This is a genomic window from Roseivirga pacifica (assembly GCF_900111145.1).
Classification (GTDB): Bacteria; Bacteroidota; Bacteroidia; order Cytophagales; family Cyclobacteriaceae; genus Roseivirga; species Roseivirga pacifica.
The window spans coordinates 526,874-548,748 of record NZ_FOIR01000001.1; the positions used below are offsets into that span (position 1 = coordinate 526,874).

Genomic DNA, 21,875 nt, shown 5'->3' on the forward strand with positions numbered 1-21,875 from the left:
AACACACACCAAATGAGCCCAAAATTTCGGAATTTTCTTACCCTTATACTGCCCTTACTTTTTGTAGCCAATGGCGGTTTGCTTGCCCAAACACCTGAGCAAGCAAAGATCGATAGCATACAGCTGGTCTTAGATAAAACGCAAAACAAAGACAGTATCCTTAGCTTACTATCGCAGCAGCTAGACCTGGCAGAAAAATTAGGAGATGCTAAACAGCAGGCCCAAATAGAGGTGAAGCTAGGTGTAAATTCTGATTATGATGGCTTTGAAATGGAAGAGCATATAAAACGGGCAATTGTGCTTTACGAAGAGTTGAATGACACTGCTGGCGTAATAGCAGCAACTTATCAGCTGGCGAACGCCAAGCAGCTTCAGGGTGAGTACGACAGCACCATTCACTATTCGAACCAGTTAATTCTGCTGGCTGAAGATGCTGCAGACACGGCTTCTATCATTCGTGCCCGACTTTTACTCTCATCGGTACACAATCACCAGAGCAATTACGAAGCTTCTTTGCAAGAATTAGACAAAAGCCGCAGGATGGCAGAAATGCTCGAGGATAACCTCAGCCTTACTTTAGACATTTACAATCGGGAGTCATTCATCTACTACTCCTTGCAAGAATTTGACAAAAGTGCCGAGCGAATTGAGAAAATAATCGAAGCATTAAAAGCATCGAACAACCAAAGAAGACTCAACCTTTGGCACAATAACTTAGCAAGTGTCTATTCACTTTGTGGCAACTGCGTTTCTTATGAAAAACGGAAGCAAATCCTTAGGCAGTCGATTGAATATGGTGAGGCCGCCAACTTCTCTTATGGCTTAGCATATGCCTACAAACACCTTTCTGATGTTTATCGAGAAGAAGGCAAACGTGATAGCACCAGATACTACTTAGATCAGATTGAAGTGCTGCTTCCTTCCATAAACAAAAGGGACTTTACGGGGCTGGTAAGTGTGGCTCAGGGCTTTTATTGGGAACAAGGCGGAAATAAACCAAACGCCATAAAATACTACGGAAAAGCGCATGACATATGGGCTGAACTGGGCAAAAAGAGAGAACAAATGGACATGGCCTGGAACTTAGGCCACCTGTATGAAAGCACCGGAGATTTTAAAAAGGCTAACAGGTACCTGTATACCTATGTTAGCCTGCGCGACTCACTTTACGATGTAGACAATGTGCGAAAGATAAAGGAGCTTGAAATGAATTATGAGTTCAGGCAACAACAAGTAACCGACAGCTTAAAAAACCTAGAGCAAGTAAACCTGCTGGAATACGAAGCAGCAGCACAAAAGAAGACAAAAAACCTGCTGATCATTGGCGTACTATTAGTTCTAATTGTCTCAATAATCGTTTTCAATAGCCTGCTAAAGCAAAAAAAGCTGGGCAAACTTTTAAAGGTTAAAAGTGCGCAAGTTGAAAGTGAACTCGCTCAGAAAGAACTACTACTAACGGAAATTCATCATAGGGTAAAAAACAACTTTCAAATTTTATCGAGTCTACTAGAGCTACAAGCAAAAGGCACCGATGACCAGCAAACAAAAGAACTCATTTCTGAAGGAAAAAGCCGCGTGAGATCCATGGCGCTTATTCATGCACAGCTCTATCAAAAGGATTCATTGGATGTAAAACTGCACGACTATTTGCAAAATTTGGTGGCTGAAATTCAGAAATCATTTACCGGAAGTACCGGGCAAGTAAACCTAAATGTAAGCGAAGAAACCACCATAGATGTGGACAGCATGGTGCCACTGGGGTTAATTGCCAACGAGCTTGTGGTGAATTCATTTAAATACGCTGATGACCAAACCGATGAGCTTAAACTGGAAATTAGCCTATATGAAGAAGGCGGTTTTCAAGTGCTTATGTTTAAGGACAATGGCCCTGGACTACCCAAAGGTTTGGACTTGGCTACCTCAAAGAGTACGGGGCTGTGGTTAGTAAGCCGATTGGCATTGCAGCTACACGGTAAGTCCGAATATGCCTATGAAAACGGAGCTGTGTTCAAAGTTTATTTTAAACAAAGCGAATTTCTAAACAGCTAAATAGGCCATAAGGTCTATTTACCCTGCAGAATTGCACTACTAACTTTGGCGCAATGCTCAAGCCTATCTCTCTTAGAGACAAAAGCGTACTCATTGTCGAAAACGAAGTGATAATTGCCGATGATATTGCCCGCCTGGGCCATGAGCTAGGTGTCGGTTATTGCCATATTGCTTTCGATTACCAGCAGGCCATCCAGCAATTTGTTTCTTATCAGCCCGAACTGGTTATCATAGACGTCAAACTACGGGGGCAGCAATCCGGCATTGAGTTTGGCCAATGGATGCGAAAAGAGAGTGTTAAACCCATTATTTACGTTACCGTTACCAACCACCCCGATGAAATAAAACAACTGATACACACAAAACCTTTGGCCTACATACCCAAACCATTTGATGATAAAGTGCTGAAAATGGCCATGAAACAGGGTTTATCTATGAAATGAACCTTAAGGTCTATTTACCCGCCTTCACCATTCAATTAATTTCACCAAGAGTTCTTAATAAAATGGACAAGCGAATTTTAATTGTGGAAGATGAAGGTGCAATAGCCGAAAATTTGTGCGAGCAATTAGCACTTTTTGGTTATTCCAGCTGTGCCACAGCCAAAAGTTACCAAGTAGCCATTAACCAAATACACGATTTCAATCCCGACCTGATTATACTAGATATTGACCTTGAAGGGCAGCTTACAGGCATTGATGTAGCCCGTTACATCAACAAAAACCACGCAAGGCCATTTATTTATCATAGTGGTAATCTGGAGCCCGAGATTTATGAAAGCGCTCTACAAACTGCTCCCTTTGCCTATTTAACTAAACCCGCACTATTTACTCAGCTGCATCAGACTATTGAAAAAGCGCTTAGCTAAAAATTTGGATTAGAGTTGGCGACTATTTGACAGGTTGAGGTCATAAATAGTCCTAAAAGCCACCGCACGGGTGGCTTTTCTATTTCTGTTATTTTTCTATTTTTAAGTAGATAAATGATAAACACATGAATTGGACAAACATTAAAGCCCTTGAGAATGATTTAAGACGGGATAATGTTCCCTCAAAGGAATTTATGTACTACATGGTGATACCTTCAGTATTTTTTTATTTGGTATCCGCTGGGAATAGAAGTGTAGACTATTTTTGGATGGATTTCACCTATAAGGTAATCTCTGGCGCGCTTCTTTTTGGCTATAGTGTTTACTTCTTCAAACTATGCCAAATAAATAATAAGAGTAGAGATTTTCTGCAGCTGTATTTTAGTATAGGGTTCGTAAGAGGCCTTAGACTACTATTGTATGCCATAGTATTATGCATTCCAATTTTTGTCATAGACGAAGTCCTAACTAATGGGGCTTGGACTAAAATCACAAAAAGTGATTTAGGTATGTATATCATACTTCTAATCATCGAAATAGTCTATTACCAGTCTATTTCACTCTCATTTAAACGAGTACTTAATAAAGGATAGAGTTTCCCTTCTACCATTTACCTAATCCCTCAAAATTTCCCATCTTAGCCCTATGAAATGGGGATTTATAGGATTCGGAAGAATAGCACGAAAATTTTTAGCCAGCCTTGAAGTAGTGCAAGGCGAGACACCTTATGCGTTTGCCTCTCGCTCTAATGCCGCGGCTTTGCAGAAGGAGTTTCCGCATGTAAAAGTTTATGACAATTACGATGCACTTTTGGCTGACGAACAAGTCGATGTGGTATATATTAGTACCACACATAATTTTCACTCCCAAAATGTAATTGATGCGTTAAGAGCAGGTAAACATGTGCTTTGCGAAAAGCCTATGGGCATTTCTTCTGAACAGGTGTTAAAGATGGCTCAAGTAGCAGAAGAAACAGGCATGTTCTTAATGGAGGCCATGTGGATGCGCTTTCTGCCTGCCTATAAGCAAGTGATTACCCGCATTAAAGCTGGTGAAATTGGAGAAGTAAAACACATGACCGCAAGTTTTGGCTTTCGTTCGGAAGACAAGCTATCTAAAGATGGCCGCTTAATGAACCCCGACTTAGCCGGTGGCGCCCTGTACGATGTGGGTGTGTACCCGCTTACAATTGCCTCAGACCTCTTTGGCTGGGAACCAGTAGATTTCAAAGCGGATGCTATTAAATCGAGCACTGGAGTGGATGAAAGCATTCAGATTCAGCTCGATTTTGGTAAAGACCGTTTGGTGCAGCTCTTTGGCAGCGTAGCCCTGCAAACTAATAAGGAGGCATACATTTATGGCACCAAAGGGTATGTGCGGATGCCTTTGTTTTGGAAAGCCCAGTCGTACGAAATTGTAAGGGAAGAAGAAGTTGAACACTTTGAAGTACCCTTTGTGAGCACAGGTTACGCTCACGAAATTGAGGAAGTGGCCAGGTGTATAGCCAATGGGCAGCAAGAGTCAGAGAATTTCTCGCTTAACGATAGTTTAATGAGTGCAAAATTGGTTGAAAGCATACTTTCTACCATATTCAAGTAAAATAAAAACAGTGCCATGCCTAAGGGTTTTTTAATTGATCAGGACGGAGTAATGTACGTGGAAAATGAAATGATTCCGGGTGCAGATAAATTCATCAAAACGCTTCAGAAAGAAGGGATTCCTTTCACTTTTATGACCAACAATAGCCAACGTTCTCCGCTCGATGCGGTGCGTAAGCTGCAAAAAATGGGCATAAAAGTAGACCCTGAAAATGTGTACACATCGGCCATGGCAACAGCCCATTTTATGGGGCAGCAGTTCCCTAACGGTACCGCCTTTGTACTGGGCGAAGGTGGCCTTATTTCTAGCCTGCACGAGCATGGTTTTACCCTCGTTCAAAACGACCCAGATTTTGTAGTGGTTGGAGAGGGCATCAACTTCACTTTGGAAATGGTGCGCAAGGCAATTGACTTTATATTGGGAGGAGCCAAACTGATTGCTACTAATTTAGACCCATCGCCTAGAAAAGCCGGCTGGAACAACCTAGGCATTGCCTCTGTAGTGGCTATGATTGAAGCCGCCACGGGCAAAACCGCATTTTCCGTTGGCAAACCTAGCCCAGTAATGATGCGCCAGGCACGTAAACATATTGGCTTGGCCACCGATGAGGTTACCGTAATTGGAGACACCTTGGCCACTGATATTCAAGGAGGAGTTCAGGTTGGTTACAACACAATTCTTACCCTAACGGGAATGAGCAAGCGAGAAGATTTAAGCAACTTCCCTTTCAAGCCAGACATGATCATTAATTCTATAGCTGACCTTACCTTACCATTGCCTTGGTGGGAAGAGAAGTAATTAGTTCAGTGGTTGATGGTTCTCAGTGGTTGGTTAGAGTTATTGATCTTCCCGGCAATTATTCTTTGCCTTGGAATAAAGGCGTATCTCCATTTTGCACTTATTAAATCTGAAGACGGAAACGAGTTTACTTTCTTGGGCTTGATTAACTCCGTTTTAACTGGTGAATTTTCAAAGAAAGAAGAGCCAGAATTGGTCAGTGGTTTAGAGCAATCAGGTATAAGTCAATACTACAGAGTATTCATTCCTTGGTTTTTAAGAATTAGATCAAAGGACACTTCATTGCTAATACTAATGAAGCTTGGAATAAATATCTTGAGCTGTTCTCCATTGTTATTATTAATTGGATAAATAATCACTAGTCAAATTCTTTTGGAATATTGAGTTAAAATTCAGCACCTTGCTGACTGAACCAAACCGAACCACAGTGCAAATAAGCAATCACCTGAGCAAGCTAACTGTAAACCCAAAACGTGGTGGCGCTATAGACGAGCTTGTGCTTAATGGAAGAACAATCATTCAGCCTATGGAAGGCTTAGGCTACGAAAGCTCACTGCTTTTTCCTTTTCCTAATCGCTTGGCCGAAGGCAAATTTAGCTTTCAAGGGCAAAGCTTTGAGTTGCCCCAAAATGACGATGGTCGCCCAAATGCCTTGCATGGCTTGGTTCACGATAAAGCATTTGAGGTTACTGCCTCTTCAGAGTATTCCGTAACACTCGTATATAACTACGATGGTAGCTTACCATATTTCCCCTTTCCATATAGCCTGCAGGTAACATATACTTTAGAGGCTACTAGTTTAGAAATGAATGTAACGGCCAAAAACACCGGCAATCAAATGATGCCATGGGGCTTTGGTTGGCACCCATATTTTTTGGTCGAAAAGGTAGATGAATGTGCTTTACAGTTACCGAAGGTTAACAAAATTCATGCGGATGACATGCTATTGCCCAATGGCAAAATCACAGCAGAAAACACATATAACACCGCAACCCAGATAAAGGAAACGGAATTCGATACTTGCTTTAAATTAAGCGACAAACAAGGCTTGAACCATACCCATCTTTACTACCCTGATGGTAGTTTGCTCGATATTTGGCAGGAAGATCTCTTCCCTTTTATTCAGGTTTATACCCCAGCAGACCGAAAAACTATCGCAATAGAACCCATGACTTGTGGTGTAAACGCCTTCAATTCCGGTGATGAACTTAAATTCTTAGACTCAGGCAACGACTGGTCAATGCGATTTGGACTTACCTATAGTGGGGTGGAGTAAACACTCCTTAACAATAACAGTCTTTTTTTACAGATTTGAAGTGCATTTTCTCATAATGCAAAGATTTTCAAAATGAAAAAGGGCATTCCGCAGCGGAATGCCCTTTTTCATTTTTGGACTGCCTTTTGGACAATAGGAAGTACAAAATCAATGTTAAACCAAACACTATTATTATGCTTTACTGGGCAATTATATTTTTCGTAGTCGCATTAGTTGCAGGGTTGTTTGGTTTCCGCGGAGTCGCATCTGTCTCTTCGAAAATCGCACGATTCCTGTTCTTTATTTTCGTAGTACTATTTGTTATCTCACTGGTTATGCAAGTACTCTCCTAGCTTAGCACTAACAACCAAAGCATAACAAATCGATATAAATATTGAGTCGTTTGCATCCCTGACTTTAGTAATCTTAAAGCAAGGTTGTAAACGACTTTTTTGTGTTATTGACGCGCTATTCAAAAACTCAAAACACTATAATATTTAGTTTTAATCTATTAATTTTAGTTTTACTAAATATTATAGAAAAATGTACAAAGGGAGAGGCGCGCAAAAACAGGTAAAGAATCGGTTCTTAATGCATGAATATGTGCAAGAACATTTAGAAGCAGTTGATGAATACGATGAAGAAGCGCCATTTACCAAGCACATTCCAATATACCCCAAAACCATTGTAAATAAAGTGGAAAGCCCCGATGTGGGCATGGAGTTTTCCATGAATCCTTACCAAGGCTGTGAGCACGGTTGTATTTATTGCTATGCCCGCAATTCGCATGAATACTGGGGCTATAATGCTGGCCTCGACTTCGAAAGGGTTATCCTCTATAAAATGAATGCCGCACAACTGCTCGAAAAACACTTGCAGAAACCCAATTATCAGCCAGCCACCATTGTACTTTCTGGTAACACCGACTGTTACCAACCCCTGGAACGCAAGCTCCAAATCACCCGCAGTTTGTTGGAGGTATTTGTAAAGTATAAGCACCCTGTTGGCATTATTACTAAAAACGCGCTGGTAACCCGGGATGCAGACCTGATAAAACCATTGGCCGAACAGGATTTAATATCGGTTTACTTTTCTCTGACCACACTAGAGGAAAGTATCCGTAGAAAACTAGAACCTAGAACCTCCACGGCACGCCAAAAGCTTAAAGCAATGGAGTTACTTTCAAGCATTGGTGTGCCCGTAACACTTATGATTGGCCCTGTCATTCCCGGACTAAACGATCATGAAATTCCTGAACTAATGAAAGCTGCCAAAAATGCTGGGGCAACACGCGTGTCTTTCACCATGATTCGATTAAACGGACAAATAGGCAATGTTTTCGAGCATTGGGTAACCCAGGCATTCCCCGATAGGGCAGATAAAATACTGAACCAGATCAAAGGAGCCCATGGAGGACAACTAAACGACAGTAGGTTTGGTGCTCGCATGCGGGGTGAAGGACGCATGGTGCAGTCCATTCACCGGCTGTTCGAACTTAGTAAAGCCAAATACTTTCAGCATTCAGGCAGGCCGAAGCTCCGCACCGACTTATTTGTTAAGACCAATCGTGGGCAAATGGGATTGTTCTGAAGGGAGTGAGAGGGTATATTTTATTATTTGACAAATATTGAAAACTCTCGTGCATTACGTATATTGAGTCATGGGTAAGATTAAAAGCATTAACGTACCATTAACTGATGAAATGAAGCGATTTGTTTCGGAACAAGCAGGCGATGGAACAATGTATTCCACCCCAAGTGAATATGTACGTGATTTGATACGACATGATCAGGAGAGAAAGGAAGCTGAAGCACTTAGAGAGTCCATTCTAGAGGGCTACCAAGATGCTATTAGTGGAAGAACTAGAAAGTTTTCAGGCAATCTTCGCGCTGACCTTAAGGCATTCAAAAGCTCAAAATAGTGGGTACTGTATACCTAACAGACAGGTTTTTCTTGGATATACAAGACATCTACGACCACTCTGTAAAGAAGTGGGGAGAGGCTACCGCTGAGAAATACTTAGATGCAATCCAAAATTCATTGCTATCTCTTGAAGAGAACCCCGAACTACTTTTACAGAAGCATCAAATTTCAAAAAGGTTCAAGCTTTATCCATCAGGAAGGCACTGGTTAATTTGCGATACAGTAGGTGATGATATTTATGTGTTAACAATAAAGCACATGTCTCTAAACCTAGTTGAACGCTTAGAGGTACTGCAACCAACTTTGGAAGCGGAAGTAAAAGTGCTTTATGATAGGCTAAAAAGAAAAGGAAGGCCTTAAGCCTTCCTCAACAATTTCTCTAACGAGGTAACCTCTTTCAACTTTGCCTTGAGTTCTTCCACAGAAACTCTAATTTGGCTAAGGTCATCTCTATCTCTAATGGTTACGGTGTTGTCCTCAAGGGTTTGGTGGTCTACCGTTACACAGAATGGCGTACCGATTGCATCTTGTCTTCTATAACGCTTACCGATGGCGTCCTTCTCATCATACTGGCAGTTGAAATCGAACTTCAGGTCGCTCATGATCTCGCGTGCTTTTTGCGGTAGGCCAGAGTCCTCTTTCTTCAACAATGGCAATACAGCCACCTGATATGGCGCCAAAGCTGCTGGAATTTTCAGCACTGTTCTTTCGCTGCCATCTTCCAATGTTTCTTCAGTGTAGGCTGCAGAAAGTACGGCCAAGAACATGCGGTCCAAACCAATAGACGTTTCGATTACATACGGCACATAAGACTTGTTCTCAACAGTATCGAAGAACTGCAACTTCTTTCCAGAATGCTCCTCATGTGCTTTTAAATCGAAGTCAGTTCTTGAGTGAATACCTTCTAATTCCTTAAAGCCCATTGGGAAACGGAATTCAATATCGGCCGCAGCATTGGCGTAGTGCGCCAAGTTAATGTGGTCGTGGAAACGGTAGTTATCTTCTCCCAAACCAAGTGCTTTGTGCCAGTTGATGCGCTTTTCTTTCCAGCTTTCGTACCACTCCATTTCTTCGCCAGGCTTTACAAAGAATTGCATTTCCATTTGTTCGAATTCACGCATTCTGAAAATGAACTGGCGTGCAATGATCTCGTTACGGAAAGCCTTACCAATTTGTGCAATACCGAAAGGAATCTTCATTCTACCCGTTTTTTGCACGTTTAGGTAGTTCACAAAAATACCTTGAGCAGTTTCGGGTCTTAGGTAAATTTTATTGGAATCGTCAGCCACAGAACCAAGTTCTGTCGAGAACATTAGGTTGAACTGACGAACGTCTGTCCAGTTTTTAGAACCTGAAATAGGGCAGGCAATTCCCAACTCTTCAATCAAAGCTTTGATGTCGGCCAAGTCGCCTTTTTCCAAACTTGTTCCCAAGCGGTTTTCAATCTCATCGATTTTAGCTTGGTTTCGCAACACATTTGGGTTGGTCGCTAAGAACTGTACTTTATCGAAAGCCTCACCAAAGCGTTTTTCGGCCTTGGTCACTTCCTTTTCAATCTTCGCTTCGTACTTGGCAATGTGCTCTTCAATAAGCACATCGGCACGGTAGCGTTTTTTGGAATCTTTGTTGTCGATCAACGGATCGTTAAAGGCATCAACGTGACCAGAAGCTTTCCATGTAGTTGGGTGCATAAAAATGGAGGCATCAATCCCCACAATATTTTCGTGCATTTGCACCATGGACTTCCACCAGTACTGCTTAATGTTGTTTTTCAACTCTACCCCATTCTGCCCATAATCGTAGGCGGCAGCAAGGCCGTCATAGATTTCGCTCGATGGAAAAATAAACCCGTACTCTTTTGCGTGAGCCGTGATTTTCTTTAGCAGATTATCGTCATTTTGTGCCATGCCGCAAAGATATGTAAAAGGCTAGCAAGAAAAACAGCGAAGAAACCAAAATTGGCACGCCAACTGCACGAAAAATATGCAGTTCGGCAATTAAACCCTGAGCATGGAAATGAAATCAATATATTTACAAGAATGAAGAGACGGGTTATACTGATTATTGGTGCTATAATTTTTGCCTTGCTGATTGTAATTGGCTGGCAGCAATATATGCTTTTTCAAACCAAGCAATATAGCCCCGAGGCTACTGTGCAGTATGTAACCAGCGATATTCGGGTTGATGTTTTCTATAACAGACCTTACAAAAAGGGGCGAAATATCTTTGGCGAACTAGTGCCGTTTGGCGAGTGGTGGCGCACCGGGGCTAACGAGGCTACCACAATTACCTTCTCTCGCGATGTAGCCTTTAACGAGAATGACATCTTAAAGGCAGGCAAATACTCTGTGGTGACAATTCCTAATACAGAGGAATGGGTCTTAATTTTTAGCAACAAAGTACCCGACTGGGGCACCGACTATGACGACAGTGCCGATGCTTTAAGAACCTTTATGGCCGTAGAGCAGTTGCCTGAGGTGGTAGAACAATTCACCATTGACATAACCGAAGACAACCATCAGCCCCAACTGATAATGGCTTGGGATAAAACTAAAGTGAGCGTTCCGTTTAGGGTGCTTTGATACTTCCCCAGCACTTAGAGCCGAAGACTATAACAAACTCGTATTTACCTCTAATCCCTTGGTCAGCGTTTTGTGCACAGGGCACTTATTGGCTATTTCTACCATTCGGTCGCGCTGCGCTTGCGTAAGATCGCCCATAAGCTCCAAATGCCTGTCAATCACTTCAATTTTGCTGGCTTCATCCAATTGCTCTGCATGTTCGGCATGGCGCTTTTCTCTGGTCAAATGCACTTTCACCTCGTCCAGGGCTATCTTTTTATGGTCAGCATATAGGCGGAGTGTCATCGCAGTGCAAGCACCAAGTGCGGCTACCAGCAAGTCGTATGGCGTGCCAGCCAAATCTGTTCCACCAACATCTTTGGGCTCATCGGCAGTTAGGTAATGCCCGTTGGCCATTATTTCCGTAAACAAGCCATTCTCCTTTTCGTTTCTCACCACTACCTGATGGTCTGTCTCTAGGTCATCTTCCTGCATAGCAAGGGTAACATAGCGTGTAGCCCAAGAGGCAATCACTTCACCCACATAGTTCGCATCGGCTTTATTTGAGAGTAAGTGGTCGGCTCCATCGAGCGAAATATAGCTTTTCGGATGATGTGCAGCTACGTAGATCTTTTCCGCATTCTTTATATCCACAATTTCATCTTGTGGCGAATGGAAAACCAAAAGTGGCCTTCGCAATCCCTTAATTGTATCGGCCAGGTCGTTCTTTTCCAAATCGTCTATAAACTGCTTTTTAATCGTAAATGGCCTTCCACCAATAGAAACCTTAGCAATTCCTGTCTCCTCAATTTCTTCAATAGAATTTTGAAAAAGGTGTTTAACATGCGGAGGATCTGATGGAGCACCAATTGTGACTATCGCCTCTATGCTCTCTAGCATGCTGGCAGCCATAAGCACCGCAGCGCCTCCAAGTGAGTGGCCAATAATTATCTTAGGTGCTTGGTAGTTTTCGGCCAAAAATGCTGAAGCACAAACCAAGTCGCTTACGTTACCCGAAAAGTTAGTATCAGCAAAATCGCCTTCGCTTTCACCCAAACCCGTAAAATCGAAGCGTAAAACGGCAATGCCTTTACTGGTAAGTGCACGACTAATGTTGGTTACCGCCATTAAGTTTTTGGTACAGGTAAAACAGTGTGCAAAAATGGCAAATGCAGTAGGGCGTTGGTCCACGGGCATTTCTAACCGAGCAGCAAGCACTAAACCTTCTTCGTTTTTAAAATTAACTTTAACAGTTTTCATAGGCGGATAGTCTAATAGTGGAAATCGCAGTTCATGCGTATCAATTTAAACAATCAAACAGCAGCAAACGGCTTTGGTTCCCAAAAGCTTATCGCTTAAGTCGGCTCAATAGCAATACGCATAAAACCAATATTGATTTTAGTAATAGCCTATCGTGCTATTCGGCTGAGTAAATAAGGTGTGCAATACAAAAACAAATATCTTTGCACGCAGTTTAGCAGTGAAATAAAAGCGATATGTCGAAAAAGATCACCGGTGTTTTACTGGTTAATTTGGGTACGCCCGATAGCCCTAGTGTACCAGACGTAAGAAAATACTTAAGAGAGTTTTTAATGGATGGCCGAGTAATCGACATTCCGTATTTCTCTCGGTTTATGCTAGTAAACGGCATTATTGCTCCATTTAGAGCGCCAAAATCGGCTAAAGAATATGTTAAGCTTTGGGAGCAACGTGGCTCTCCGCTTAAATACTATGGCTACGATGTGCGCGACATGCTCCAGCAATCTTTGGGCAATGAATACAAAGTGGCGCTTGGTATGCGCTACCAAAGCCCAAGTATTAAAGAAGCGCTAAATGAATTAAAAGCTGCTAATGTAGAGCGCATTATTGTCATTCCGCTTTTCCCTCAATACGCCTCTGCCACCACTGGTTCGGTTTCCGAAAAGGTGAATGAAATAGTGAACAAATGGCAGGTCATTCCTTCCATTACCCATATCAACCAGTTTGTAGACCACCCCAAGTTTATCGAGGCATTTGCCCAAAATGGCCGAGCCATGCTCGATAAAAAGGACTACGACTTTGTGCTTTTCAGTTATCATGGGGTGCCCGAAAGACACATCCATAAAGCATCGGTTGGCAGCCAATGCCAGCTAAGCAGTTGCTGCAACAAATTTCATGAACGAAACCGCTACTGTTACCGCGCGCAATGTTTTTACACTACAAGACTATTGGTGGAAGCGCTTGGGCTGAAAGAGGGTGAATACGCAACAACATTCCAGTCGCGGTTGGGTAAAGACCCTTGGGTCCAACCATACACCGATGAGTATTTGAAGGATCTTCCCGGCCAAGGCAAGAAGAGGGTTTTGGCCTTTTCGCCAGCATTTGTAGCCGACTGTTTAGAAACAACGCTAGAAGTAGGCGAGGAATTTAAAGAAGAGTTTATGGAAGCTGGTGGCGAAGTCTGGGATTTAGTACCAAGCCTTAACGATTCGCCTGTTTGGGTAGAATGCCTGGAGGATTTGGTAAAAACGGCTTAGTTTAAATCTGAAGCCTAAAAAATTATTTAGCCTATGTCAATAAGTAAGGAATCGGAATTAATTGGAATGAAGGCCATTAGCGAGGTGGTTGGTAAGACCCTACGTTTAATGCGCGAACATGCGGCTATTGGTATGTCTACCAAGGAACTAGATGAATTCGGTGGCGAGATACTAAAAAGCCACGGTGCCAAATCTGCACCATACGAGACATACGGTTTTCCGGGCTATACCTGCATAAGCGTAAACGAAGCAGCAGCCCACGGCATTCCTTCCGAAAAAGTAATTCTAAAAGAAGGTGACCTTATTAATATTGATGTGTCGGCTGAGCTAAATGGCTTTTGGGCCGACAACGGTGGCTCTTTCGTTTTGGGTGAAGACATCCACAACCACCAACCCTTGGTTAATGCCTCTAAAGAAATTCTTCAGAAGGCTATTTACAGCATTAAAGGCGGGGTAAAAATTGCCGACATTGGCTACTTAATAGAAACTGAAGCCAAGAAATGCGGCTTTACAGTAATTAAAAATTTGGCTGGTCACGGAGTGGGTCGCAGCCTCCACGAAGCACCAGAAGATATTCTGAACTATCGTGTACGCTCAAACAAAGAGCGATTTAGAAAAAACACTACCGTAGCGGTGGAGACTTTCATATCGACAAAATCTACCGTAGCGGTACAGCAAAACGATGGCTGGACACTAGTAGGCAACCGTGGCGGCTTTGTAACCCAGCATGAGCATACCATTCTTATTACCGACAACGAACCGGTAATTCTTACTGAGGCAAATGGGATTTGGGAGTGAGCTTCTATAGGGTAAGCACTACTCCTTATCATGCTCATAAGCCTTAGCATAGGGTAAATTTACAATCACTCTACCTCTGCAACGAGCGATATCAAATACCTGCGGTTATTGCTTAAGTCAAGACAAAGGGCGCGGGTGCGCTTGGTTTCCAGCTTTTTAAACTTTCTTTTTCTAAGCTCGAAAACTTCACCCAAGGCAACCTCATTGAGCGTTTTGCCTTGCACTTTATTCAAGTCATAAGCGCTTACTGCTTTTAGCAAAACCGGGTCGGTCGCAGTGCTTGCCTTAGGGTTTTTCATATGCCTGGCAAGTGGCCTAAGGACATCGTCAGGAAAAACAGCCTCGTTTAAAAGCGGTAGCATTAGGTTTCGGAATGCCAGTTTCCAATGGTCGCCATGAGGCTTTAGCCTACGCTTGGGGTCATGTACCCGCCTGTGCGCTACCTCATGCACATAGGTAATCAAAAACTGATACTGATTCAGGTCCGTATTTACCGACACCTGATGCGACCTATCTCGTGGATCGTAGCGATAATCGCCCAATTTGCTTTTTCGAGCGCGCGTTAGCTTTAACCGAAAAGGAGCATCTTCCCAAAGCGAAACACAATACTCAACTGCCGATAGTGGCACTTTTCTTGCAAACAACTCTCTTAAATCACTCGTCATGTTTCGCACAAAACTACTTCTCGCACTGCTTTTAATCACGCCATCGCTACACGCACAATGGTTCTACAAACTTAAGGTAACATCCGATGCATACGGCATTCCAAACATCAATAGTTCTAAAATCAATAACATTTATGTTGAGAATGATTTTCTGGAAATGGACTTGTCGCTTCGACCCTATTTACAGAAGATAAAAATGCGGCTAATCGATATGGGGTACACTACCACGAGTAACAAAAGTAAAAGCGACTTTGTACTGCATTTTAATGTGTTCAGCGAAGGAATAACCGAAGTAATTGACGATTGGGATTACGAACCTTCTGACGTTAAAACAATCACCAAAACGAATAGTGAAGGCAAAGAAGAAAAGATAACTGTAAAACGAGACAGCCGATTTATTTCAAACTATGTTGAAAAAACCTATTACAAGAAAAAGCTAATAATGACCCTCAGGCAGCGAAACTCTGATCGCCTTATTTGGCAAAGCCTCACTTTTATAATAGATGAAAATGAGTTTCATGCAGACTACGCCAACTACCTTGTTTACGATGCCATGCGCAACTTCTTACTCAGCACCGAACAGCATCCGCAAGAGGCATACTACGCAAACCGCCATAGAAAGAGAATTCACGAATTATTCTCTCCCTACAGTCAGTTTAGCAGGTATTAGTTATTTCTTACGGAAAACCAGTTTTACCGGTACACCTTCAAAATCAAAGTTCTCTCTGATTTTGTTCTCCAAATAACGCTCGTAAGGCTCCTTAATATACTGCGGCAAATTGCAGAAGAAGGCGATTGTTGGCGTAAGTGTAGGCAACTGGGTGATGTATTTAATTTTAATGTACTTACCCTTAAGTGCTGGTGGCGGGTAACGCTCAATTTCTGGTAAAATGGCCTCATTAAGGTCAGAAGTAGCCACTTTTCTAATTCGGTTTTCGTACACCTTCACGGCCAATTCTATCGCTTGAAAAATTCTCTTCTTATCGGTTACTGAAGTAAATATTTTCGGGATCCAGCTCAAAGTACCCAAGCGCTCATCAATTTCCTCTTTGATTTTGTGCATGGTATTGGTTTCCTTTTCAATCAAGTCCCATTTATTCATCATCAGCATAATTCCTTTTTTGTACTTAAGGGCTAAACTGATAATGTTCATATCCTGCGCTTCCAGTCCACGCGTTGCGTCAATCATAATCACGCAAACATCAGAATCTTGCAAGGCTTGCAAGGCACGCATTACAGAGTAAAACTCAATATCTTCATGCACTTTGGACTTCTTTCGAATCCCTGCCGTGTCGGTAAGAATAAAATCTTGCCCAAATAATTTGTAGCGAGAATTGATCGTGTCTCTTGTAGTACCAGCCACATCGGTAACAATGGTTCTTTCTCTGCCTAAAAGGGCATTTACAAAAGAAGATTTACCAGCATTTGGTCGGCCCAAGATGGCAATACGCGGAATACCGTCATCAGGGTTTTCAGAGCCTTCATCCTCAAAGTGTTTCACCACTTCGTCCAATAATTCACCAGTGCCTGAGCCACTAGCAGAAGATATCGGGAAAACATCGCCCAAGCCTAAACCATAAAATTCAGCCGAATTGTAAGACCATTCGGCAGTATCGGCCTTATTGGCCACCACCATTACGGGCTTTTTCAAGCCGCGCACAACTTTAGCAAAATCTTTATCCAAATCGGTGAGCCCGTCATGGCAGTCGGCCATAAAAAGAATAACCGAAGCCTCATTCATAGCCTCTTCAACCTGCTCGCGAATAGCACCCTCAAACACATCCTCCGACCCGGTTACATATCCTCCGGTATCAATTACGGTAAAGTGCTTTCCAACCCACTCGGCATAACCATAATGACGATCGCGGGTCACACCGCTTTCATTATCCATAATCGCCTGTCGCCTTTCTACCATTCGGTTAAAAAAGGTAGACTTACCTACATTCGGACGCCCAACAATCGCTACAATATTTGCCATATTTCAATTTATGATTTTCGACTGACGATTTTTGAAAGGATTGACCAAAAATTGTCAGTCAAATATTTCTAATTCAAATAACCGAAGTTCTTCAACTTCATTTCTTTCTTCCTCCAGTCTTGCTCCACCTTTACGTGCGTTTCTAGATGAACCTGCTTACCAAAGAATTTTTCTAATTCTTGGCGTGCTGCAATACCCACCTTTTTAATCGCCTCGCCTTTATGACCGATGATAATGCCTTTTTGGCTTTTGCGCTCCACATATATATCAGACATAATGCGGATGATCTTATCATCTTCTTTAAACGACTTGGTTACCACCTGGCAGCTGTAAGGAACTTCCTTTTTATAATTTAAAAATATCTTCTCGCGAATAATCTCATCAACAAAAAAGCGCTCAGGCTTATCCGTCAGTTCATCTTTAGGAAAATAAGCAGGATGTTCCGGCATCAAATCGATGATCTTGTCGAATAGCGGCTCCACATTAGTTTTTTCCAAAGCCGAAACCATAATCACCGCATCAAAATCAATAAGCTCTTGCCAATAAGCCACTTTATCTTCCGCCTGAGATCCCTTTGCCTGATCTATTTTGTTCATTACCAGAATTACCGGAATGCCCAGTTCTCTCAAAAAGGTAATCTGCTTTTCATCAGCAAACTTTTCATAGAGGTCCGTTACAAACAAAATAACATCTGCATCTTCAAACGAGCTATTTACAAAGCCCATCATAGATTCATGTAGTTTGTACTCGGGCTTAATAATTCCGGGCGTGTCCGAATAGATCACTTGAAAATTTTCTCCACTCAAAATACCCATGATTCTATGTCGGGTAGTTTGGGCTTTCGATGTAATAATTGAGAGTCTTTCCCCAACCAATGCGTTCATCAGGGTAGACTTGCCTACGTTAGGCTTCCCTACTATAGCAACAAAGCCGGCTTTATGTGGTTTTTCAGACATTTTTTAAATTATGTTGCAAAGGTACTTGTTTAAAATGAAAGTATCACCTACTTTTGTAGCCCATTCGGAAATGACCGAGTGTGTAAACATCGCGGGATGGAGCAGTTGGTAGCTCGTCGGGCTCATAACCCGAAGGTCGCAGGTTCGAGTCCTGCTCCCGCTACAGATAGTAAAAGCAGCCCTTACAGCTGCTTTTTTTATGCCCTAAAACGATCAATCGGCTCATTTCTCAGCCATTGTTTTACAATTTGTTGTACACTTTCTTCAGGCAAAATTCTTTTCCTTATAAATTGTCGGTTCACTCACAGCTTTATGGACAAAAGATTTTTTTTCACACTCTTACTACTTTTTGGTTTTAGCGCATCTGCGCTTTTTGGGCAGCAAAAACAATACACCGCCAATTGGGATGACCTAAAGTCGCGGCCGTACCCAGAATGGTTTACCGATGCCAAGCTGGGCATCTTTATTCACTGGGGCGTTTATTCTGTGCCAGCCTATAGCAACAAGGAGGACTATGCGGAGTGGTACTTGCGCGGATTAATGTTGGGCGATTCGTTGCGCACCAACTTTATGAAAAAGAATTATGGTGAAAAGTTTACCTACAACGACTTTGCTCCATTATTTACTGCCAAGCTTTTCTACCCAAAAGAGTGGGCAGAGATATTTAAAAAATCGGGCGCTAAATACGTGATGATGGTGGCCAAACACCACGATGGTTATGCGCTTTGGCCAAGCAAATATGCCCGCAACTGGAACAGCATGGAGGTTGGACCGAAACGCGACTTGGTTGGCGAATTGTCTGAAGCAGTGAAAGGTGCAGGTCTCAGAATGGGGCTCTATTATTCGTTGCCCGAATGGAACCACCCGCTACACCGTTGGGATACCGACCCACATAGGAATATTGGGCAATACGTGGATCAACACATGATTCCGCAGTTCAAAGAATTGATTGGCACTTATCGTCCCGACCTGATTTTTGCCGATGGCGAATGGTTTAACTCCGCAGAAGAATGGCACTCTGCCGAACTGATTTCTTGGTACTTCAACCTTGTAGGAGATGAGGCGGTGGTGAACGACCGCTGGGGAAATGGCAGCCAAGGTATGGGTTTTATTACACCAGAGTATAGTTCGGGAATTGAGGCTACTGATAGACCTTGGGCGGAAGTTCGTGGGCTCGGTCGCTCATTCGGACTAAACCGTTTTGAGAAGCTAGATGCCTATATGACCGGCACTGAGTTGGTGCATAGTTTTGTGAAAGCCGTGGCCAATGGCGGGGGAATGATTATAAATGTTGGCCCAACTGCCGATGGACAAATTCCGCTTTTGCAACAAGACAGACTGATGCAACTGGGCAATTGGCTGGCCATAAACGGAGAGGCCATTTATGGAGCTAAAGTTTACGAAGTCACTGGTGAAGAACGCCCAGTTGAAATGAAGCGAATAGACCCTAACCTCAACTTTAACTGGGTAAGAAACAGCCCGGGCAGTCCTATAAAAGAGGACAACTTTACTGCAATTTGGGAAGGATACTTAAGCCCAGAAATAACTGGCAACTACGAACTGGAGGCCAGTGCAGATGATGGCATTCGCGTTTGGATTGACAACCAACTGATTATTAATAAATGGGAAAATGCCCCCGAAGGCGCGAATGGCTTTGTAATGGGTAATAACGCGGCCAATTCCACCAAAGGCGCAGTAAAACTTGAGCAAAACAAACGTCATACCATTCGTGTGGAATATTTTGAGAGCACACACAATGCAAAAGCGGAACTTTATTGGAAAACAGCTTCTATCGAAAAGCAAATCATTCCAACCAAGTATTTCTTTACAGACAAATCCGGCCAGCAAAACGGCTTGCGCGCTACTTACCAGTCCATGCAGCAACACATAGCTTACACTCAAAATGAGGGAGGTATTTACGCAATTGTAATGGAATGGCCCGATGATGAGCTGGTACTTTCTATACCGAAACCTGCTAGTGGAACAAAAGTTAACTTACTAGGCTACCAGGCCACAAACCTTCCATGGCGCTATCGCAACGGAAAACTTTACATCGACACTTCTGAGATCAAATTTAGCAAAGTGGAAGGCAAACACGCCTGGGTGTTTAGGTTGGGCAAATAGAACAAAAGGGCTTTAGCCTATGCCAATTACCTTAATTGCAAAACTGAAAGTATGCCAATCCGCCCCAGCGGAATGCTCTTTATTTATACCCCTCTTAACATATATCATTCACTAAAAACACATCTTATCCTTATATTCAATTTTTAAAAGCATCAACCGACAAACTATGGGATACAATCGTAGAGAATTTTTAAGATTAGGAGGCGCGGCTGCAGCCGGTTTGGCTTTGGCTCCTATGGCTTGCACTCCAGCAACCAAAGAAGCGGCTACCAATACTTTTGGGCTTCAGCTTTATACTTTGAGAGACGACTTTCCAAAAGACCCAAAAGGTGTTTTGGCTAAAGTAGCATCTTACGGCTACAAGCAAGTAGAGAGTTTTGAAGGCCCTAACGGTATGTTCTGGGGTATGACAAACAAGGAGTTTAAAGCCTATATGGACGAATTGGGCATGAGCATCGTTTCGAGCCACTGCAACATCGATCAGGACTTTGAGCGCAAAGCTGCCGAAGCTGCCGAAATAGGAATGAAGTATTTGATCTGCCCTTGGAGAAGCCAAGAAAAACTAGATGATTACTATGCTGTTGCCGAAGATTTTAACGCCAAAGGAGAAATCTGTAAGCAAAACGGAATTAAGTTCGCCTACCACAACCATGGCTACACGTTTACCGAAACCGAAGGTAAATTTCCGCATGATATTCTAATGGAAAACACCGACAAGGCTTTGGTTGAATACGAAATGGACATTTACTGGGTGGTGACTGCGGGCCAAGATCCTATTGAGTGGATTAAGAAATACCCGGGTAGGTTTACCAGCAGCCATATTAAAGACAGAATGAAGGGCACCGATGAGCGCGAGGCAACTTGCACTTTGGGCACAGGCGTTATCGATTTTCAATCGATAATTAATGCAGGTAAACAAAACGGAATGGAGTACTTTATTGTAGAGCAAGAGCGCTACGATGGCACCACTCCGCTAGCTAGTGTAGAGGCAAATGCCAAATACATGAATAAGCTTACCCTGTAAAAAGGCTATTTAGCAACAAAACAGCTACCCTTCAGTTTAAGTATAACTGAAGGGTAACTTTAACAACGCGATATGAAAAGGAAAAGAAGAACTCAGAGGCTCTTTTTACTTTTATTAATCATCACATTTAACACACTAAACGCACAAGATTTTTATTTAGGATTAAAAACTGGAGTAGGCGTGTCGGACTTTCAATACGATGGTTCGCCAGCGGAAAACCTCAGCCCGAAAATTATGCCTAATGTAGCCCTAACTTACAACTATAGGTTTCCTGAGTCTATTTTCGGGATGAATATAGAAACGGGCTATTCTAACAGAGGCGCTAATATTGATAGCGAAAACCTAGACTACCGATTAAACTTTGTGGATCTTCCCATAATGCTAGACATCTACCCTGTAGCGTTTGTCAGGCTAAATGTGGGTGGAGAAATGAGCTATTTGGCCAGTGCAAAAAACAGGCTAGATGATGGTTCCAAAGAGGACGTTACGCGAAATTTTGATCAAAGAACGGTCTTTTCAGCTCTAGCAGGTATAAACCTTTCTATGACTTACTTTATGGATCTAGGTGTAAGATACAATTACCCCATTACCAATGTTAGCCAAAACGATCCGCTCTTGGGTATAGAAAACACCAAAGTGCATTATGTGCAAGCCTACATGATGCTCAAAATCGCCAACTGAGGTTTTAACAAAGCATTAATAGGGTAAGCTAATTGGCTTACCCTTTTTTATTCACTTAGCTTATCTTTAGCTTTGAATAT

The 21,875-nt window shown here is 42.6% G+C and carries 22 protein-coding genes and 1 tRNA gene; 18 read left to right on the forward strand and 5 right to left on the reverse strand.

The genetic code is table 11. The features are described 5' to 3' along the window. The first annotated feature begins 12 nt into the window (after positions 1 to 12). From BMW98_RS02360 to BMW98_RS02415, 10 genes are all read left to right on the forward strand, one after another. Positions 13 to 2,049 (forward strand): tetratricopeptide repeat-containing sensor histidine kinase, encoded by a 2,037-nt coding sequence (locus BMW98_RS02360; RefSeq protein ID WP_090256781.1) that lies wholly within the window; start codon positions 13 to 15, stop codon positions 2,047 to 2,049. A gap of 53 nt (positions 2,050 to 2,102) precedes the next feature. Beyond that, on the forward strand, positions 2,103 to 2,492 hold the full coding sequence (locus BMW98_RS02365) for a response regulator (RefSeq protein ID WP_090256782.1): 390 nt from the start codon (positions 2,103 to 2,105) through the stop codon (positions 2,490 to 2,492). A 62-nt stretch (positions 2,493 to 2,554) separates the two neighbouring features. Beyond that, on the forward strand, positions 2,555 to 2,917 hold the full coding sequence (locus BMW98_RS02370) for a response regulator (protein ID WP_162844654.1): 363 nt from the start codon (positions 2,555 to 2,557) through the stop codon (positions 2,915 to 2,917). A 645-nt stretch (positions 2,918 to 3,562) separates the two neighbouring features. Next, positions 3,563 to 4,516 (forward strand): Gfo/Idh/MocA family protein, encoded by a 954-nt coding sequence (locus tag BMW98_RS02380; RefSeq protein ID WP_090256785.1) that lies wholly within the window; start codon positions 3,563 to 3,565, stop codon positions 4,514 to 4,516. Positions 4,517 to 4,531: 15 nt separating this feature from the next. Further along, on the forward strand, positions 4,532 to 5,314 hold the full coding sequence (locus BMW98_RS02385; protein ID WP_090256786.1) for an HAD-IIA family hydrolase: 783 nt from the start codon (positions 4,532 to 4,534) through the stop codon (positions 5,312 to 5,314). A gap of 400 nt (positions 5,315 to 5,714) precedes the next feature. Then, the gene (locus tag BMW98_RS02395) at positions 5,715 to 6,590 is read left to right on the forward strand and encodes an aldose 1-epimerase (protein WP_170836500.1); all 876 of its coding nucleotides are present in this window, start codon (positions 5,715 to 5,717) and stop codon (positions 6,588 to 6,590) included. Between the two features lie 173 nt (positions 6,591 to 6,763). Continuing rightward, entirely contained in the window at positions 6,764 to 6,922 is a 159-nt protein-coding gene (locus tag BMW98_RS02400; RefSeq protein WP_090258190.1) for a DUF1328 domain-containing protein, read from the forward strand. 190 nt (positions 6,923 to 7,112) lie between these two features. Then, positions 7,113 to 8,159, forward strand: coding sequence for a PA0069 family radical SAM protein (locus BMW98_RS02405; protein WP_121505219.1), 1,047 nt, complete (start codon positions 7,113 to 7,115; stop codon positions 8,157 to 8,159). A gap of 70 nt (positions 8,160 to 8,229) precedes the next feature. Next, on the forward strand, positions 8,230 to 8,490 hold the full coding sequence (locus tag BMW98_RS02410; RefSeq protein WP_090256789.1) for a type II toxin-antitoxin system ParD family antitoxin: 261 nt from the start codon (positions 8,230 to 8,232) through the stop codon (positions 8,488 to 8,490). Further along, a complete protein-coding gene (locus tag BMW98_RS02415) occupies positions 8,490 to 8,852 on the forward strand; it encodes a type II toxin-antitoxin system RelE/ParE family toxin (protein WP_162844656.1) in 363 nt (120 codons plus the stop codon). The genes BMW98_RS02410 and BMW98_RS02415 overlap by 1 nt, the downstream gene beginning before the upstream one ends. Here the strand turns inward: BMW98_RS02415 and BMW98_RS02420 are convergent. Beyond that, the gene (locus BMW98_RS02420; RefSeq protein WP_090256791.1) at positions 8,849 to 10,399 is read right to left on the reverse strand and encodes a glycine--tRNA ligase; all 1,551 of its coding nucleotides are present in this window, start codon (positions 10,397 to 10,399) and stop codon (positions 8,849 to 8,851) included. The two genes, BMW98_RS02415 and BMW98_RS02420, sit on opposite strands and share 4 nt — an antisense overlap. A 132-nt stretch (positions 10,400 to 10,531) precedes the next feature. Here BMW98_RS02420 and BMW98_RS02425 point away from each other — a divergent pair, with 132 nt between their 5' ends. Further along, complete coding sequence (locus BMW98_RS02425; protein WP_139177366.1) at positions 10,532 to 11,074, forward strand: DUF2911 domain-containing protein; 543 nt, start codon at positions 10,532 to 10,534, stop codon at positions 11,072 to 11,074. Positions 11,075 to 11,101: 27 nt separating this feature from the next. On the opposite strand, the gene BMW98_RS02430 is transcribed toward BMW98_RS02425, so the two are convergent. Further along, positions 11,102 to 12,313 (reverse strand): bifunctional alpha/beta hydrolase/OsmC family protein, encoded by a 1,212-nt coding sequence (locus tag BMW98_RS02430; RefSeq protein WP_090256793.1) that lies wholly within the window; start codon positions 12,311 to 12,313, stop codon positions 11,102 to 11,104. A gap of 236 nt (positions 12,314 to 12,549) precedes the next feature. Between BMW98_RS02430 and hemH the strand changes: the two genes are divergently transcribed. Both hemH and map read left to right on the forward strand, forming a co-directional pair. After that, on the forward strand, positions 12,550 to 13,569 hold the full coding sequence (hemH, locus tag BMW98_RS02435) for a ferrochelatase (RefSeq protein ID WP_090256794.1): 1,020 nt from the start codon (positions 12,550 to 12,552) through the stop codon (positions 13,567 to 13,569). A gap of 33 nt (positions 13,570 to 13,602) precedes the next feature. Beyond that, positions 13,603 to 14,367 carry a type I methionyl aminopeptidase gene (gene map, locus BMW98_RS02440; protein ID WP_090256795.1) on the forward strand — a complete coding sequence of 255 codons (765 nt, stop codon included), beginning with the start codon at positions 13,603 to 13,605 and terminating at the stop codon, positions 14,365 to 14,367. 65 nt (positions 14,368 to 14,432) lie between these two features. On the opposite strand, the gene BMW98_RS02445 is transcribed toward map, so the two are convergent. Then, entirely contained in the window at positions 14,433 to 15,032 is a 600-nt protein-coding gene (locus BMW98_RS02445) for a hypothetical protein (RefSeq protein ID WP_090256796.1), read from the reverse strand. Between BMW98_RS02445 and BMW98_RS02450 the strand changes: the two genes are divergently transcribed. Further along, positions 15,031 to 15,702 carry a DUF4136 domain-containing protein gene (locus BMW98_RS02450; protein WP_090256797.1) on the forward strand — a complete coding sequence of 224 codons (672 nt, stop codon included), beginning with the start codon at positions 15,031 to 15,033 and terminating at the stop codon, positions 15,700 to 15,702. The two genes, BMW98_RS02445 and BMW98_RS02450, sit on opposite strands and share 2 nt — an antisense overlap. Here BMW98_RS02450 and der read toward each other — a convergent pair whose 3' ends face one another. Both der and era read right to left on the reverse strand, forming a co-directional pair. Then, a complete protein-coding gene (gene der / locus BMW98_RS02455) occupies positions 15,703 to 17,010 on the reverse strand; it encodes a ribosome biogenesis GTPase Der (protein WP_090256798.1) in 1,308 nt (435 codons plus the stop codon). A 68-nt stretch (positions 17,011 to 17,078) separates the two neighbouring features. Then, positions 17,079 to 17,966, reverse strand: coding sequence for a GTPase Era (gene era, locus BMW98_RS02460; RefSeq protein ID WP_090256799.1), 888 nt, complete (start codon positions 17,964 to 17,966; stop codon positions 17,079 to 17,081). A gap of 90 nt (positions 17,967 to 18,056) precedes the next feature. Here era and BMW98_RS02465 point away from each other — a divergent pair. From BMW98_RS02465 to BMW98_RS02480, 4 genes are all read left to right on the forward strand, one after another. Further along, a tRNA-Met gene (locus BMW98_RS02465) sits at positions 18,057 to 18,129 on the forward strand. Positions 18,130 to 18,278: 149 nt separating this feature from the next. Next, positions 18,279 to 20,090 (forward strand): alpha-L-fucosidase, encoded by a 1,812-nt coding sequence (locus BMW98_RS02470; RefSeq protein WP_090256800.1) that lies wholly within the window; start codon positions 18,279 to 18,281, stop codon positions 20,088 to 20,090. Between the two features lie 166 nt (positions 20,091 to 20,256). Then, positions 20,257 to 21,114 carry a sugar phosphate isomerase/epimerase family protein gene (locus tag BMW98_RS02475; protein ID WP_090256801.1) on the forward strand — a complete coding sequence of 286 codons (858 nt, stop codon included), beginning with the start codon at positions 20,257 to 20,259 and terminating at the stop codon, positions 21,112 to 21,114. Between the two features lie 72 nt (positions 21,115 to 21,186). Beyond that, a complete protein-coding gene (locus tag BMW98_RS02480; protein ID WP_090256802.1) occupies positions 21,187 to 21,795 on the forward strand; it encodes a porin family protein in 609 nt (202 codons plus the stop codon). The last annotated feature ends 80 nt before the right edge of the window (positions 21,796 to 21,875 follow it).

Bases quoted from the DNA above. Each gene is read 5' to 3' on its own strand.
- BMW98_RS02360 (WP_090256781.1), top strand. From the start codon at position 13: ATGAGCCCAAAATTTCGGAATTTTCTTACCCTTATACTGCCCTTACTT.
- BMW98_RS02365 (WP_090256782.1), top strand. From the start codon at position 2,103: ATGCTCAAGCCTATCTCTCTTAGAGACAAAAGCGTACTCATTGTCGAA.
- BMW98_RS02370 (WP_162844654.1), top strand. From the start codon at position 2,555: ATGGACAAGCGAATTTTAATTGTGGAAGATGAAGGTGCAATAGCCGAA.
- BMW98_RS02380 (WP_090256785.1), top strand. From the start codon at position 3,563: ATGAAATGGGGATTTATAGGATTCGGAAGAATAGCACGAAAATTTTTA.
- BMW98_RS02385 (WP_090256786.1), top strand. From the start codon at position 4,532: ATGCCTAAGGGTTTTTTAATTGATCAGGACGGAGTAATGTACGTGGAA.
- BMW98_RS02400 (WP_090258190.1), top strand. From the start codon at position 6,764: ATGCTTTACTGGGCAATTATATTTTTCGTAGTCGCATTAGTTGCAGGG.
- BMW98_RS02405 (WP_121505219.1), top strand. From the start codon at position 7,113: ATGTACAAAGGGAGAGGCGCGCAAAAACAGGTAAAGAATCGGTTCTTA.
- BMW98_RS02410 (WP_090256789.1), top strand. From the start codon at position 8,230: ATGGGTAAGATTAAAAGCATTAACGTACCATTAACTGATGAAATGAAG.
- BMW98_RS02420 (WP_090256791.1), bottom strand. From the start codon at position 10,399: ATGGCACAAAATGACGATAATCTGCTAAAGAAAATCACGGCTCACGCA.
- BMW98_RS02425 (WP_139177366.1), top strand. From the start codon at position 10,532: ATGAAGAGACGGGTTATACTGATTATTGGTGCTATAATTTTTGCCTTG.
- BMW98_RS02430 (WP_090256793.1), bottom strand. From the start codon at position 12,313: ATGAAAACTGTTAAAGTTAATTTTAAAAACGAAGAAGGTTTAGTGCTT.
- hemH (WP_090256794.1), top strand. From the start codon at position 12,550: ATGTCGAAAAAGATCACCGGTGTTTTACTGGTTAATTTGGGTACGCCC.
- map (WP_090256795.1), top strand. From the start codon at position 13,603: ATGTCAATAAGTAAGGAATCGGAATTAATTGGAATGAAGGCCATTAGC.
- BMW98_RS02450 (WP_090256797.1), top strand. From the start codon at position 15,031: ATGTTTCGCACAAAACTACTTCTCGCACTGCTTTTAATCACGCCATCG.
- BMW98_RS02445 (WP_090256796.1), bottom strand. From the start codon at position 15,032: ATGACGAGTGATTTAAGAGAGTTGTTTGCAAGAAAAGTGCCACTATCG.
- der (WP_090256798.1), bottom strand. From the start codon at position 17,010: ATGGCAAATATTGTAGCGATTGTTGGGCGTCCGAATGTAGGTAAGTCT.
- era (WP_090256799.1), bottom strand. From the start codon at position 17,966: ATGTCTGAAAAACCACATAAAGCCGGCTTTGTTGCTATAGTAGGGAAG.
- BMW98_RS02470 (WP_090256800.1), top strand. From the start codon at position 18,279: ATGGACAAAAGATTTTTTTTCACACTCTTACTACTTTTTGGTTTTAGC.
- BMW98_RS02475 (WP_090256801.1), top strand. From the start codon at position 20,257: ATGGGATACAATCGTAGAGAATTTTTAAGATTAGGAGGCGCGGCTGCA.
- BMW98_RS02480 (WP_090256802.1), top strand. From the start codon at position 21,187: ATGAAAAGGAAAAGAAGAACTCAGAGGCTCTTTTTACTTTTATTAATC.